15 protein-coding genes are annotated in these 14,202 nt (G+C 56.4%); 11 read left to right on the top strand and 4 right to left on the bottom strand.

The annotated features are described in order from the left end of the window. From sucC to ykgO, 3 genes are all read right to left on the bottom strand, one after another. The coding region (gene sucC / locus ACK4S7_RS11865) for an ADP-forming succinate--CoA ligase subunit beta (RefSeq protein WP_409647098.1) at positions 1-919 on the bottom strand (919 nt) is incomplete at its 3' end. Between the two features lie 154 nt (positions 920-1,073). Next, on the bottom strand, positions 1,074-1,685 hold the full coding sequence (locus tag ACK4S7_RS11860; protein ID WP_409647095.1) for an HAD family hydrolase: 612 nt from the start codon (positions 1,683-1,685) through the stop codon (positions 1,074-1,076). Between the two features lie 110 nt (positions 1,686-1,795). Continuing rightward, a complete protein-coding gene (gene ykgO / locus ACK4S7_RS11855) occupies positions 1,796-1,921 on the bottom strand; it encodes a type B 50S ribosomal protein L36 (RefSeq protein ID WP_125229386.1) in 126 nt (41 codons plus the stop codon). 154 nt (positions 1,922-2,075) lie between these two features. Here ykgO and ACK4S7_RS11850 point away from each other — a divergent pair, with 154 nt between their 5' ends. From ACK4S7_RS11850 to gpmA, 4 genes are all read left to right on the top strand, one after another. Continuing rightward, positions 2,076-2,669: a DUF4136 domain-containing protein gene (locus tag ACK4S7_RS11850; RefSeq protein ID WP_409647091.1), complete on the top strand. Its 594-nt coding sequence runs from the start codon at positions 2,076-2,078 to the stop codon at positions 2,667-2,669. A 117-nt stretch (positions 2,670-2,786) separates the two neighbouring features. After that, positions 2,787-3,923, top strand: coding sequence for a M14-type cytosolic carboxypeptidase (locus ACK4S7_RS11845; RefSeq protein ID WP_409647088.1), 1,137 nt, complete (start codon positions 2,787-2,789; stop codon positions 3,921-3,923). 9 nt (positions 3,924-3,932) lie between these two features. Then, positions 3,933-4,388, top strand: a complete 456-nt coding sequence (locus tag ACK4S7_RS11840) for a GNAT family N-acetyltransferase (protein WP_409647085.1) — start codon at positions 3,933-3,935, stop codon at positions 4,386-4,388. A 43-nt stretch (positions 4,389-4,431) separates the two neighbouring features. After that, a complete protein-coding gene (gene gpmA, locus ACK4S7_RS11835; protein WP_409647082.1) occupies positions 4,432-5,115 on the top strand; it encodes a 2,3-diphosphoglycerate-dependent phosphoglycerate mutase in 684 nt (227 codons plus the stop codon). Positions 5,116-5,135: 20 nt separating this feature from the next. Here gpmA and ACK4S7_RS11830 read toward each other — a convergent pair whose 3' ends face one another. Beyond that, positions 5,136-5,729, bottom strand: coding sequence for a GGDEF domain-containing protein (locus ACK4S7_RS11830; RefSeq protein WP_409647079.1), 594 nt, complete (start codon positions 5,727-5,729; stop codon positions 5,136-5,138). Between the two features lie 198 nt (positions 5,730-5,927). On the opposite strand from ACK4S7_RS11830, the gene purE reads away from it, so the two are divergent. From purE to ileS, 7 genes are all read left to right on the top strand, one after another. Beyond that, positions 5,928-6,416, top strand: coding sequence for a 5-(carboxyamino)imidazole ribonucleotide mutase (purE, locus tag ACK4S7_RS11825; protein ID WP_409647076.1), 489 nt, complete (start codon positions 5,928-5,930; stop codon positions 6,414-6,416). 8 nt (positions 6,417-6,424) lie between these two features. Next, positions 6,425-7,495: a 5-(carboxyamino)imidazole ribonucleotide synthase gene (locus tag ACK4S7_RS11820; RefSeq protein ID WP_409647073.1), complete on the top strand. Its 1,071-nt coding sequence runs from the start codon at positions 6,425-6,427 to the stop codon at positions 7,493-7,495. A gap of 23 nt (positions 7,496-7,518) precedes the next feature. After that, positions 7,519-8,016: a dihydrofolate reductase gene (locus ACK4S7_RS11815; RefSeq protein ID WP_409647070.1), complete on the top strand. Its 498-nt coding sequence runs from the start codon at positions 7,519-7,521 to the stop codon at positions 8,014-8,016. A gap of 20 nt (positions 8,017-8,036) precedes the next feature. Further along, positions 8,037-9,215: a dipeptidase gene (locus ACK4S7_RS11810; protein ID WP_409647068.1), complete on the top strand. Its 1,179-nt coding sequence runs from the start codon at positions 8,037-8,039 to the stop codon at positions 9,213-9,215. A 109-nt stretch (positions 9,216-9,324) separates the two neighbouring features. Then, positions 9,325-10,248 carry a bifunctional riboflavin kinase/FAD synthetase gene (locus ACK4S7_RS11805; RefSeq protein WP_409647101.1) on the top strand — a complete coding sequence of 308 codons (924 nt, stop codon included), beginning with the start codon at positions 9,325-9,327 and terminating at the stop codon, positions 10,246-10,248. A gap of 26 nt (positions 10,249-10,274) precedes the next feature. Continuing rightward, positions 10,275-11,126 carry a hypothetical protein gene (locus ACK4S7_RS11800; RefSeq protein ID WP_409647066.1) on the top strand — a complete coding sequence of 284 codons (852 nt, stop codon included), beginning with the start codon at positions 10,275-10,277 and terminating at the stop codon, positions 11,124-11,126. Positions 11,127-11,208: 82 nt separating this feature from the next. After that, entirely contained in the window at positions 11,209-14,064 is a 2,856-nt protein-coding gene (gene ileS, locus ACK4S7_RS11795) for an isoleucine--tRNA ligase (RefSeq protein ID WP_409647063.1), read from the top strand. Positions 14,065-14,202: the final 138 nt, after the last annotated feature.

The following is a 14,202-nucleotide window of genomic DNA, read 5'->3' as shown; positions in this document are numbered from 1 at the left end:
AAGCGCCGCCGCCGACGTCCAGGAAGTTGGCAGGGAATTCGCCGTTCAACTTGATGATATCCATCGTTGCCATGGCAAGGCCAGCACCATTGACCATGCAGCCGATGTTGCCGTCCAGTTTGATGTAGGCAAGGTCATATTCCGACGCTTCAACTTCTGCCGGATCTTCTTCAGTCAGGTCGCGCAATTCGGCAAGGTCCTTGTGACGGAACATGGCGTTGCCATCAAAGCTGACCTTGGCGTCGAGAACCAGAAGCTCATCGCCGTTCTTGCCTTCGCAGACGGCAAGCGGGTTGATTTCGATCTGCTCGGCATCGGTGCCGATGAAGGCACTGTAGAGGCCAGAAAGCACAGTTTGTGCCTGCTTCGCCAGATCGCCGGTCAGACCAAGTGCCTTGGCAACGCTACGACCGTGATGTGGCTGAAGGCCAGTGGCCGGATCGATAACGATCGTGTGAATCTTTTCAGGGCTGTCATGCGCGACGTCTTCGATGTTCATGCCGCCTTCGGTCGACGCAACGACTGCAATCCGGCTGGTCGCGCGATCAACGAGCAAAGCGAGGTAGAATTCCTGCTTAATGTCGGCGCCATCGGTGATGTATAGGCGGTTGACCTGTTTGCCTTCGGGACCAGTCTGAATTGTCACCAGCGTATTGCCCAGCATTTCCTTCGCATGGGCTTCAACCTCATCCAGATTGAACGCCAGACGAACGCCGCCCTTTGCGTCGGGGCCCAACTCCTTGAACTTGCCCTTGCCGCGTCCACCAGCATGAATCTGCGATTTCACCACATATAAAGGGCCAGGCAATTGCTTGGCGGCGGCCACCGCTTCTTCAACGCTTAACGCTGCGATACCCGCTGGCACGGCCACGCCGAATTTCGCGAGCAGTTCTTTGGCCTGATATTCATGGATATTCATGGGAGATTGCGTCCTCGGAAAATGGAGAGTTTCGCCGGTTGCTTAAGCACAGACGCGCAATGAATGGAAGGGCTTGCGGCCATGTTTTTTGGTTCACGCAGAGGCGCAGCCGTACAGATAATAACTGCGTCCTCTGCGCCCCTCCCGGCAATATTTATCTGAGCAAATTGAGAGCAGTCAGTTCGGCACGAAGCTTTGCTGCATCGGTAAAATGGTGCGCGGCAAAGCCATTGAGGCGGGCGCTCACGACATTGTCGAGATTATCATCGATGAAGATCGCTTCGCCCGGCTGTAGTCCGAAACGTTCCAGGGCAAGCGCATAGATTGCCGGATCCGGCTTGATCAATTTCTCCATGCCGGAAACAAGGATATCGCCGAAGTGATCAAAAATAGGTTGAGCCGGTCGGAAACGGTGCCAAAATTCAGCGCCGAAATTGGTGATGACAAACAACGGAGTCTGGTTTGCAGACAGTTCCCGGACAATTTCATGGGTGCCGGGCACGGGGCCGGGAATGGTTTCGGTAATCCGCGTGTCATATGCCCTGATAAGCTCTTCATATTGGGGATATTGCGCAACCCGCTCCGCGACCATGTCTTCCAGTGATCGGCCTGCGTCATGTTGGTAATGCCATTCTGGCGTCACCACATGGCTGACGAAATATTCGCGCTCGGCTTCGTCTGTTATCAGCTTATTGTAAAGATAGCGCAGATCCCATTCGAACAGCACTCTGCCGACGTCAAAAACAACGGTCGTTATTTCAATCACGCATGCACCCCATAAGCCATGTTGCATCGGCGCAAAAAAACCGCCCGCGAATCAGATTCGGAGCGGCATTTTGCCTGATCCAGCTGCCCGCAATCGCAGGCAGGGTTCAATTAGCCCTGGCGCGCTTTGAAGCGTGGCTGGGTTTTGTTGATGACATAGGTGCGGCCACGACGACGAATCACGCGGTTATCGCGATGGCGGCCCTTGAGCGATTTCAGAGAATTAACGACTTTCATCGGATTTGCCCGTCTTTAAAATGCATGAAGCTTGAATTGAAGGCGCGCTCCTATGGGTCGGGCGGCGGAAAGTCAAGCGCGATTGGCCGCAATTCCCCGATTCAGCCCCCATACATCGCTTGATATGATAGAAGACAGGCTTAAGGATGGTACCATGATCAAAAATGCCCGGCTGTTGCCGCTTCTCGCGCTTTCTCTTTTGACCGCTTGTGTTGTGCCAACTGGCCCGGTCGAGGTCACGCGCTTCAATCGCGCCGCAGAGGGCGTGCCTTATGGCACAGGCAGCTTTGCAGTAGTACTGGCGGGCGACTCCGTCCCGGATCGCTCTCTGGCGGGTTCACCATATTTGGCGGCAGTCGCGCGCGAAATGCAGCGGGTGGGTTATAGCGATAGTGTAAGCAATTCGGATGTCATTGCCGAGGTCCGTTTCGGGGCAACAACGATTCGCCCTGACCGCCGCTCGCCAGTGTCCGTCGGTGTCGGCGGGTCGACGGGTGGCTATGGCTCGGGCGTCGGTGTCGGCCTTGGCTTCAATCTGGGCGGTGGTTCCGGCACGCAATTACAAACGACACTGGCGGTCCGGATACTCCGGCGCAGTGACCAACTGGTGATTTGGGAAGGCACTGCAGTTCAACTGGCGAAAGCTGGCTCTCCCGCCGCGCAACCTGGCATCGCAGCAGCCAAATTGGCAGAGGCCTTGTTTAAGGACTTCCCCGGCGTGTCTGGCGAGACTATTCGCGTACCGTAGAGTTTATTCGCGGTGCCGGCCCATTCCACACCCGGCCACCCAACGAACGTAACCTGAATTCAGTAGCCGGGTGGAGGAGTGGGCCGGTGCTGCCTTGTGAGCGAGAACGAACCAAATATGCCGATTTCTGATATCAATGCCGCCTTCGACAGCGGCAACATCATCGTTCATGCCATCGACGGCAATATCGCGACGCTTGGCATCCGCAAGGACAAGGATTCCGAGTTTGCGCAATGGTTTCATTTCCGCGTGGCCTGTACTGCGGGCGAGGAACTGGAATTGCGGATCACTAGACTGGAAAGCAGTGCCTATCCCGGTGGATGGCCCGATTACCGCGCCTGCGTATCTGAAGACCGCGATTACTGGGGCCGCGCCGACACCAGCTACGACAAAGCGAAAGACGGCGGCACGCTGACCATTCGTTATGTCCCTGCAAGCGATATCGCCTGGTTTGCCTATTTTGCCCCGTACAGCATGGAACGGCACCATGATCTGATTGCTGAGTCGGCGTCGCTTGAAGGTGTAACGTATCGCTGCCTTGGCCATAGCATCGAAGGACAGCCAATCGACTGCCTCGAAACGGGTAGCGGCGAAACGCAGGTCTGGCTTTATGCAAGGCAGCATCCCGGCGAGACTCAGGCTGAATATTGGATGGAAGGTGCCATCGATATGCTCACCGACCTTAGTGATCCACACACACGCGTGTTGCTGGAAAAATGCCGCTTTCATATTGTGCCCAATTGCAACCCCGATGGCAGCTGCCGGGGACATCTGCGCACCAATTATCTGGGCGTGAACCTCAACCGCGAATGGCTGGAACCTTCGGCCGAGCGTAGTCCGGAGGTTCTCGGCATCCGGAATGCAATGGACGAAAGTGGCGTGCATTGGGCTATGGACATTCATGGCGACGAAGCCATTCCTGCTGCTTTCATGGCTGGTTTTGAAGGCATTCCATCTTGGGCTGACGACCAAGGCGATAGGTACAATGCCTTCATCAATCGCCTTGCGGTGCGCACGCCCGATTTCCAGACCGAGTTGGGCTACACAAAGGCCGGCCCCGGGAAAGCCAATCTCAGCATGTCTACCAACCAGCTTGCCGAACGGTTCGGAACATCGCACAGTTGCGTTTCGATGACGCTGGAAATGCCGTATAAGGATACCGTCCACGGAAATGATCCCGATCAGGGCTGGTCGCCAGAACGTTGCCGCTTGCTTGCCCGCGAATGCCTCGCGACGCTGGCGGAGATGGTTTAGGCTGCTCCGGTGCATATCAAACAAGATGACCTGACAGGCGTTGAAATCCGGACTTTGCTTGAAACGCATTTTGCCGGAATGTTATCAAGCTCGCCTGCCGGAAGTTGTCATTTCCTCGATTTCGACGGGCTGAATGCCCCTGATGTAACCTTTTGGTCTATATGGGACGGGGACGTCCTGATGGGCTGCGGTGCCTTAAAGGCATTGTCACCGACACAAGGCGAAATCAAATCAATGCGAACGCATGCCGACCATCTGCGCAAAGGCGTAGGTGCAGCAATGCTGGCACATATTATTTCGGAAGCGCGCCAGCGTGGATATGTCAGATTGAGTCTGGAAACAGGGTCCACTGGAGCCTTTATGCCAGCACGTGCATTATATGAAGCCTATGGATTTGAATATTGTCCGCCCTTTGGCGAATATGTTGACGACCCTTTCAGCCGTTTCATGACCTTGGCGATCTGACCAACTTGCGTTAGGGGCCAGCGAAACAAAATTGGAGCCATTCATGCCTGAACTTATCCTCATCCGTCACGGCCAATCGCAGTGGAATCTCGAAAACCGATTCACTGGCTGGTGGGACGTCGATGTCACTGAAAAAGGTGCAGCTGAGGCTTGGGCAGCCGGTGAACTCATGAAGGCAAAGGGTATTGCACCTGATATAGCCTTCACCAGCGTCCAGACGCGCGCGATTAAAACGCTGAACCTTGCGCTGGAAGCCATGGGGCGCCTGTGGGTTCCGGTGACCAAGAATTGGCAGTTGAACGAACGGCATTATGGCGGGCTGACTGGCCTCGACAAAGCAGAGACAGCCGCCAAGCATGGCGATGACCAGGTCAAAATCTGGCGTCGTAGCTTTGATATTCCTCCACCGCCGCTTGAGGTCGGCTCGCCTTATGATCTGTCTTTGGATCCACGTTACGCAGGGATTAACATTCCTTCGACGGAAAGCCTTAAAGACACCATCAACCGCGTCCTGCCTTATTGGGAGAGCGCGATAGTGCCTGAGTTAAGGACTGGCAAAACTATCCTGATTTCAGCCCATGGCAACAGCCTGCGGGCGCTGGTCAAGCATCTGTCGGGCATTTCCGACGCCGACATCAGCAGCCTTGAAATTCCGACAGGGCAGCCGATCGTTTATGAATTGGACGACAATTTAAAGGGCTCCTATCATTATCTGTCCGAGCGTTAATGGTGCGAGGCTCTTTAGCTTTAATTTAGGCGACGCGGACGTTTGGCCTGCTTTATCGCATACATGCTTCGGTCCGCGCGCAGCAGCAGATCTTCCGGTGCAATGCCGGATTCAACCGCAACGAAGCCGACCGAAATATGAGGAATCAGTTGTCCGTTTTGGTGCGGAATTTCTAACTGATCCACAGCGTTCGTAATTTGCTCGGCCTTTTCGCCAATTTTTTCTGAGGGGATATCGGCCAGTAATATGGCAAATTCGTCTCCCCCGACTCGCGCGACAATGTCGGAGCGCCTGACCGCAGCTAGCAATGCTTCGGCGACCGCAATCAGCAACGCATCTCCGACCGAATGGCCGTGCTTGTCGTTCACGGCCTTCAAATTGTCGACATCCACAAACAGGAGGCCGTAATCGCCGCCAGACATATGCTTGCGCCAGCACCAACTGCTGAGCTCATTCATAAAGTGCCGTCTGTTATACGCTGGGGTAAGCGTGTCACAGACGACAAGCCGCTCCAATTCTACCACTCGGGCTTTCAACGCCATGTTTTCGCGCTCCAGCTCGGCTTGTCCGGCAGGTTGGGCAACACATGGGAAACTGGCAATATTGTGTTTCAATGTTCGATATTCCTGTCAGACAACCTCAATTTCAATATCCCAGTCCACAATTATCTGAAGTCAAATTTTGTATAAATAGCAACAGTTTAATGTTAATTTTTTCTCTCGCGCATCTATTTATGATGCGTCGTTGTTGGATTGCGCCTTGTTCGCCACGACGCTAAGGCCATCCGCAACAAAGTTGTCGGGGAGTGACAGATGACGGAAGCAGCGCCGCTTATTGGCATCATCATGGGAAGCCGTTCGGATTGGGAAACGATGCGGGAGGCTTCGGCAACGCTCGCCGCGCTTCACGTCCCCCATGAATGTAAGGTTGTCTCCGCCCACCGCACCCCGGAACGCCTGTACGACTATGCAAAGAGTGCGGTTGACCGGGGCTTAAAATGCATCATCGCTGGCGCAGGCGGCGCGGCCCACCTCCCGGGCATGGCAGCCTCAATGACCCGTTTGCCAGTGCTTGGCGTGCCCGTTCAGTCGAAGGCGCTTGACGGCATGGATAGCCTTTTGTCGATAGTCCAGATGCCGGCCGGAATTCCGGTGGGCACATTGGCGATCGGCAAGGCCGGCGCGACAAACGCGGCGCTTCTGGCGGCGGCAATGCTGGCAAATGAAGACGCTGCGCTTGCGGAGCGGTTAGACGCCTGGCGTGCTGCGCAATCGGCGTCGGTCGCCGAAACGCCGGAATAAGGCCTTATATGGCGGCGTTACCACCAGGCTCTACGATTGGAATATTGGGTGGCGGCCAGCTTGGCCGTATGCTTGCCATCGCCGCTGCGCAATTGGGTTATCGTTGCCATATTTTTGCCCCGCCCGGTGACAACGTCGCCTGCGATGTCGCACCTGGCTTTACGGTGGCCGAATATGATGACCTCGCTGCACTAGAGGCGTTTGCGCAAAACTGTGATGTCGTGACCTTTGAATTTGAAAACGTGCCGGTCGCGCCCCTGGAATCGATTACGCGTCTTGTTCCGGTTTACCCGCCGCTCGAAGCACTTGAGGTCGCGCAGGACCGTGCTGCCGAAAAACAGTTCGTTCGCGCGCTGGGCGGCCGAACCGCCGAATTTGCCGTGGCGCAGGACGAGAGCGACGTACCGGCCGCTATTGCTGCCGTTGGCATACCATGCATCTTAAAAACAATCCGCATGGGTTATGATGGCAAAGGCCAGGCGCGCATCACAGCGCAGAGCGACATTGTAGGCGCATGGGAACGCACTGGCGCGCAAGCTTTAATCGCTGAAGCGATGGTATCGTTCGACGCGGAATTTTCAGTAATCTTGGTTCGGAGCCAAGATGGCGAAATTCGCTTTTGGGACAGTTCGCGCAACCTGCACATCGGCGGCATATTGGCGACATCGACCTTGCCATCCGGGCCATTGGTTGAAAGCCAGCAGCAGGCCGCGCGCGATATGGCATCGGCAGTGGCAACCGCTTTGAATTATGTGGGCGTATTCACCGCCGAATTTTTCGCCAGCGCGCAGGGCCCATTGTTCAACGAAATCGCGCCACGAGTCCACAATAGCGGGCATTGGACCATTGAGGGCGCAGCCACGAGCCAGTTTGAAAACCACATTCGCGCCATTTGCGGATTGCCGCTTGGCAGCACGGCGACTGTTGCTGACCGCGTTGAAATGCATAACCTGATTGGTGACGATGGTGCGCAATTTGAGCAGATATTGGCTGATCCGGCGGCGCATTTGCATCTTTATGGCAAAGCCGAAGCACGGCCGGGACGTAAAATAGGCCACGTCACCCGCTTGTATCGGTAACAAAAAGTCGGCAAGACGGTGGCATGAATCATCCCGAAATCGTTCTTGTCCTCGCCCGCGCCGCCAACGGAACTATCGGGAAGGATGGCGGTATGCCGTGGCACATTCCCGCCGACTTGCGCCACTTCAAACAGGTGACAAAAGGGCGGCCGATGATCATGGGGCGCAAGACCTTTGACAGCCTGCCGGGCTTGCTGGAAGGACGCCGCCATATCGTTCTCACGCGCGACACCGAATGGGAAGAAGAGGGTGCCGAGGTGGCGCATTCGGTTGAGGAAGCGTTGAAGATGTCCAATGGACCGCATGTTTGTGTTATCGGCGGCGCCGAAATCTACAGCCTTTTCCTGCCGCTTGCAGACCGGATTGAACTTACGGAGATTGCCGCAAGCCCGGATGGCGACGCGACTGTCCCTGCTTTTGATATGACGATTTGGCAGGAAATTGCACGCAAAAGCCATGAGGCTCAAGGCGGCGCGCCCGCGTTTGACTTTGTGACATTGGTGCGCAGGACTGGCGCCTGAACAGGCGTTTGAGGGGGAATATGCGCAAGAGATTTTGGATTCCGCTGACGTTGGCTGGCATCGCCGCTGTGGGCTTTTTCGGCTTCGCGCCGGGCTATGTCGAAGGATCGATGAACCAGATCGATGGCAAGCCGTTGATCGAAGTCAGCGACGAGGCCAAGGCCCTGCACCAGACTTTGAATATCGTTGACTTGCACAGCGACACGCTGATGTGGAATCGCGATTTGAATGACAGGGCATCACGCGGGCATATGGATCTGCCGCGTTTGCAGGGTGGCAATGTTGCGCTGCAGTTGTTTTCCTCCGTCACGAAGACACCGAAGGACCAGAATTACGACGGCAACAGCGACAGGACTGACAACATCACTTTGCTGACAGTGGCGCAGTTGCAGCCAATGAAAACGTGGAATTCGCTAGTGGAGCGGTCACTGTATCACGCGAAAAAGCGGGACGATGCGGTTTCCGGGTCGGATGGCGCACTGCGGAATGTTGACTCAGCAGGCCAGTTGGACGCGTTGCTTGCCGCGCGGCAATCCAGCGCGCGGCCGGTGGGTGCGATGCTCACCCTTGAGGGTCTCCAGAATTTGGAAGGCAAAGCGGTAAATCTTGACCGGCTCTACGATGCCGGTTTCCGCATGGCCGGCCTGACGCATTTCTTCGACAATGAGGTGGCCGGTTCAATGCATGGCTTGAAAAAGGGCGGTCTTACGCCCTTTGGTCGCGACATTGTCCGGCGGATGGAGGCGAAGGGCATGATTATAGACATCGCCCATTTGTCACATGCCGGCGTGGCCGAGTTGCTGGCGATGGCCACGCGGCCAGTTGTATCCAGCCATGGTGGCGTGCAGGCAACATGTAAGGTCAACCGCAACCTGACCGATGCAGAAATTCGGGGTGTTGCCAAAACCGGCGGCATTATCGGCATTGGCTATTGGGATGGCGCCCTGTGCGACACCAGCCCGCGCGCGGCAGCAAAGGCGATGAAGCATGTCCGCGATCTGGTGGGCATTCAGCACGTCGCATTGGGGTCGGACTATGACGGTGCAACCACTGTGCGGTTTGATACGTCGCAATTGGTTCAGGTGACTCAGGCATTGATGGACGAAGGTTTTACGCCGCAGGAGATACGCGCCGTTATGGGCGAAAATGCGCTGCGCGTCCTTCGCAATGGGTTGGTGCCGAGGGCGCGGGCGTTATGATTGGACACCATGTGTTGCCGTTCGCATCGCGCGAAGCCGAGAGGCCAATAAGGCTTGCACCATTTATGGGTGCCGTGTCTTCGCTCCACACAAACGGGGAACTGGGATGATCCCACGCCTTTCTGCCAAGGACCGGATGCCCGACGCTTTGCGCGGCGGTGTCGTTGCCCTGGGCAATTTTGACGGCTTCCATCGGGGACATCAAGCGGTTGCGGGCGCGGCGATTGCGCAGGCCAAGGCGGCAGGCCGCCCTGCCATCATTGCCAGCTTTGATCCGCATCCGGTACGCTTCTTTGCGCCGCAATCGCCGTGGTTTCGACTGACCACGCTTGACCAGCGGCAGCGTCTTTTTGAAGAGGCAGGCGCGGACGCGATGCTGGTATTCGATTTTGACGCTGAACTGGCCGCAACCAGCGCCGAAGATTTTATCGTCAAATTGCTTGTTGACCGGTTGGGGATATCGGCCGTTGTAACGGGCGAGGACTTTACCTTTGGAAAGCGCCGCGGCGGCAATATAGACGTGTTGCGCGAATGTGGGGGAGCACACGGGCTGTCCTCCACTGCGATGGGGCCAGTGGTCGACGACATAGGCGTGATATCGTCCAGCCGCATACGTAATGCCCTGAAAGAAGGGGACTGCGCGACAGCGACCGCTTTGCTTACACGGCCCTTTGCGGTTGAGGGCATTGTGCAGCATGGCGACAAGAATGGCCGGCTTTTGGGCTTCCCGACCGCCAATATGGATATGGGCCATTATCTGCGCCCGCGTTATGGCATTTATGCGGTGAAGGGGCGGTTATCCGATGGGCGGATTCTCAATGGTGCTGCCAACCTCGGTATTCGCCCGACATTCGACCCACCGAAGGAATTGCTTGAGCCGCATTTTTTCGACTTTGCAGAAGATCTTTATGGCCAGAATATCGAGATTGAATTCCACGCCTTCATTCGTGGTGAAGCCAAGTTTGAAAGCATGGACGCGCTGATGACGCAGATGGCCAAGGATTGCGATCAGGCGCGGGATATTTTGGCGTGATCACGCTGAATGGCGGTTCATAAGCAATGCGGTTTTCGCGCAGGCAAACAGTCGTCATTTTGCTCATCGCAGCAATGTTGTTCGGCTTTACGCTGTTCCAGGCAAGCTGGCTGGCAGATAAGCCCACAGGCAGGCCAAAACTGGTTGCAGATCGCGCTGCCGAACCCGTACGCGATGCCGCTGGTTGCGTTGCCAGCGCGAATAGCGGCTATGGCGGGAGCGATTTTGGACCGGATATTGCAGCATTGCAGGCCGCAGCCGGCAGCGGCGCGAGCGCCATCCGGGTCATCACGAAAGTGACTGGCGGTGTCCTGCGCGTTGCGCCTCAATTTGAAAGCGATTGTCCCGCGGATAAGGCGCGCGCACCAGCGACCATTGGAGATGTGCTGTCGGGCCTGACCCGGCCTGAAATATTTTGGCAGATCAAAGGCGAAGCCGCCGTCAGGCAACTGGTCGCGGCCCTGCCGACGCCTTCCACCGACACACCGGGTCAACATATCATTGTCGGGGACACTGCGGCTACCAACTATCTTCGCGGACTTGGGCCAAGTCATCAGGTTTTTTCAGTGTCGAACGCCCGGAAATGCGCCTCGGAATATCGCGTGTCCGGGCTGTGGGGAAGCGTGCCCGAGTCCTGCAAAAACGGGACGATGCTGCTCACGCTGGATGATCTCGGCTTTACCTTATGGGGATGGCCGAACCGTTTTCTGGCAAGAATGAGAGAGGCCAACGTGCGCCTGATCATCGCCGAGGATGTGGTAGACGGGCAGATTAAGGGCCTGACCGAGGTCAACCAATATGGCGACATTGCGAACAGCTATAACGGATATATCTGGGTGGATAAAATCGAAGAACTGGGGCCAGCTTTGCGGCGCTAGTTCCTAACCGGACCCATCGACTTGCGATGGGGAGGATACGGGCTTTATTTGCCGCGCCATATCCTTTAGGCACCCGCAAGATATGACCGAACCTGCTGACTCACCGAAACAAGACTGGCGCGACTCCGTCTTTCTGCCCAAAACCGATTTCCCGATGAAGGCTGGCCTGCCGCAGAAGGAGCCAGCTATTCTGGCGCGATGGCAGGAGCAGGATTTCTATGCAGAATTGCGCAACCGCCGTCGCGGGCGGGATAAGTTCATTCTGCATGACGGCCCGCCTTACGCCAATGGCGACATGCATATCGGTCACGCGCTGAACCACATCCTGAAGGATATGGTCGTCCGCACGCAGACTTTGCTTGGCAAGGACGCGCCTTATGTGCCTGGTTGGGATTGCCATGGCCTGCCGATCGAGTGGAAGGTCGAAGAGCAATATCGCAAGAAAAAGCTCAACAAGGACGAAGTGCCTGCCGTCGAGTTTCGCGCCGAATGCCGCGCTTATGCCCAACATTGGGTCGATACGCAGCGCGAACAACTTAAGCGGTTGGGCATCAACGGCGACTGGGACAATCCTTATCTGACGATGGATTTTCAGGCCGAGGCAACAATTGTTGCGGAATTGCTGAAATTTGCCGAAAGCGGACAGCTGTATCGCGGTGCCAAGCCTGTAATGTGGTCGCCGGTGGAGAAGACTGCACTGGCCGAGGCCGAGATTGAATATGATGACATCGTCTCAACGCAGATCGATGTGGCGTTCGAGATACTTGAAAGCCCGATTGATGAACTGGTCGGCGCACATGCGGTGATCTGGACAACAACGCCTTGGACGATTCCCGTCAACCAGGCGATCGCTTATGGGCCGGATGTTGATTATATTGCATTCAAGTATGAAGATCGCGCAATTCTTATTGCATCTTCGTTGGCGGGGGAATTCAATCGCCGCGTTTATCCAAAAGAACCTCGGTCTGAACAGACCGCCACGGGAAGCTTTCTGATTTCCGGTGATGCGTTCGGCATAACCACTCAAATTTGGCGCGGCAAAGGCTCTGACCTAGCCGGAACTATGGTCCGTCACCCAATGCATGCACTCGGCGGCTTTTTCGCCACTCCGCGTCCGATGCTCGCTGGCGACTTCGTTACCACCGATAGCGGCACCGGGCTTGTCCACATGTCGCCTGACCATGGCGAGGATGACTTCGACCTGTGCAAGGCGAACGGCATCGATCCGGTCTTCGCAGTTGAGGGCGACGGCAAATATCGCGCCGATTGGGGCTGGCTGGGCGGCGAGGGCAGCGTCATCAATCCCAAGTTCAATGCACCTGATGGGCCGATCTGCACGGCTTTGCGCGAAAGCGGCGGGCTGCTCGCGGCATCGGCCGACTACAAACACAGCTATCCGCATAGCTGGCGGTCGAAGGCGAAGGTTATCTACCGCTGCACGCCGCAATGGTTTGTGAGCATGGATAAGGATTTGTCCGGCGGGACGCTGCGCGAAAAGGCCATGCAGGCTATTTCAGACACCCGCTTCATCCCCGAAAAGGGTCGAAACCGTTTGTCTTCGATGGTCGAGGGGCGCCCTGACTGGGTGCTTTCCCGCCAGCGGGCATGGGGCGTGCCAATCACCCTGTTCGTCAAGAAGGGGACCAACCAGTATCTGTGCGATCCGGCGGTTAATGCGCGGATCATAGCTGGGGTACATGAAAACGGCGTTGATGGCTGGTCCGACGAACAGGCGCAGAGCTATCTCGGAAGCGATTACGCGCTTGCCGATTACGAACGCGTCACTGACATTCTCGACGTGTGGTTCGATTCAGGCTGCACGCATGTATTCACGCTTGAAAGCGGGCGCTGGCCTGACCTGGTATGGCCTGCCGACCTGTATCTTGAAGGCAGCGACCAACATCGCGGCTGGTTCCAGTCAAGCTTGCTGCAAAGTTGCGGCACGCGGGGCAGGGCACCCTATAACGCCGTGCTGACGCATGGTTTCACAATGGACCAGAAGGGCATGAAAATGTCCAAGTCGCTCGGCAACACGATCAACCCGCTTGATCTGATGCGCGACAGCGGCGCGGATATCCTGCGGCTGTGGGCGCTGACAGTGGACTTCACTGAGGACCATCGCATCGGTAAGGAAATCCTGTCCGGCGTGTCCGACCAGTATCGCAAATTGCGCAACACGTTCCGCTATCTGCTGGGCGCACTCGACGGGTTTTCGGATGCGGAAAAGGTTGCTGTTGCCGATATGCCGGAACTGGAGCGCTATATGCTCCACCTGCTTGCCGATATGGACGCAAAGCTCAAGCAAGCCGTGGCCGACTTTGACTTTAACACTTACGTCCGGTTGCTGACTGATTTTGCAAATGAAGACCTGTCGGCGTTCTTCTTCGATATACGCAAGGATTGCCTCTATTGCGATGCACCAAACAATCCGAAGCGCATGGCCTATCGCACGGTGTTGGACATATTGTTCCACGCCCTCGTCCGCTATGCAGCGCCCGTGTTGGTGTTCACCAGCGAAGAGGTCTGGCAGACACGTTTTGGCGCAGAGGCAGACAGCGTGCATTTTTCGGAATGGCCACAGGTTGATGCCGCTTGGTTCGACTTGGGATTGGTCGAACACTGGTTTCGCCTTCGCGAACTACGCAGGCAAGTGACTGAAGCCATCGAACCGCTGCGCCGGGAAAAGATTGTAGGGTCAAGCCTGGAGGCGGAGGTGCAAGTCCCCGACCTTGAACCGATCTTGCGTGACTGGCCCGTCGATGAGAGCTTTTTGGCGGAACTTTGCATCACGTCGGCAACCAAAGCCGTTGTGGGTGTTACCGACCCAGTTGTGACAAAGACCAGCAACCATAAATGCGGGCGTTGCTGGCGGCATTTGCCAGAGGTTGTAGATGAGGGACTACTGTGCGCGCGTTGCGAGGATGTCGTTGGTGAATAAGGCGCATCAAACCCTCCACACTTGTGGGGAGGTGCCAACCGGCAGGGTTGACGGAGGGGGCTGGCAGTTTACACGCAGGGGAATGTGCGCACTTACACACCGCTCCACCACGCTGCGCGTGGTCCACCTCCCCGTAAA

Origin of the sequence: Sphingorhabdus sp. (assembly GCF_046292425.1) — a bacterium.
Taxonomy (GTDB): domain Bacteria; phylum Pseudomonadota; class Alphaproteobacteria; order Sphingomonadales; family Sphingomonadaceae; genus Sphingorhabdus_B.
The sequence above is the reverse complement of the archived record's forward strand: the minus strand, read 5'-3'. Positions and strand labels throughout refer to the sequence as shown.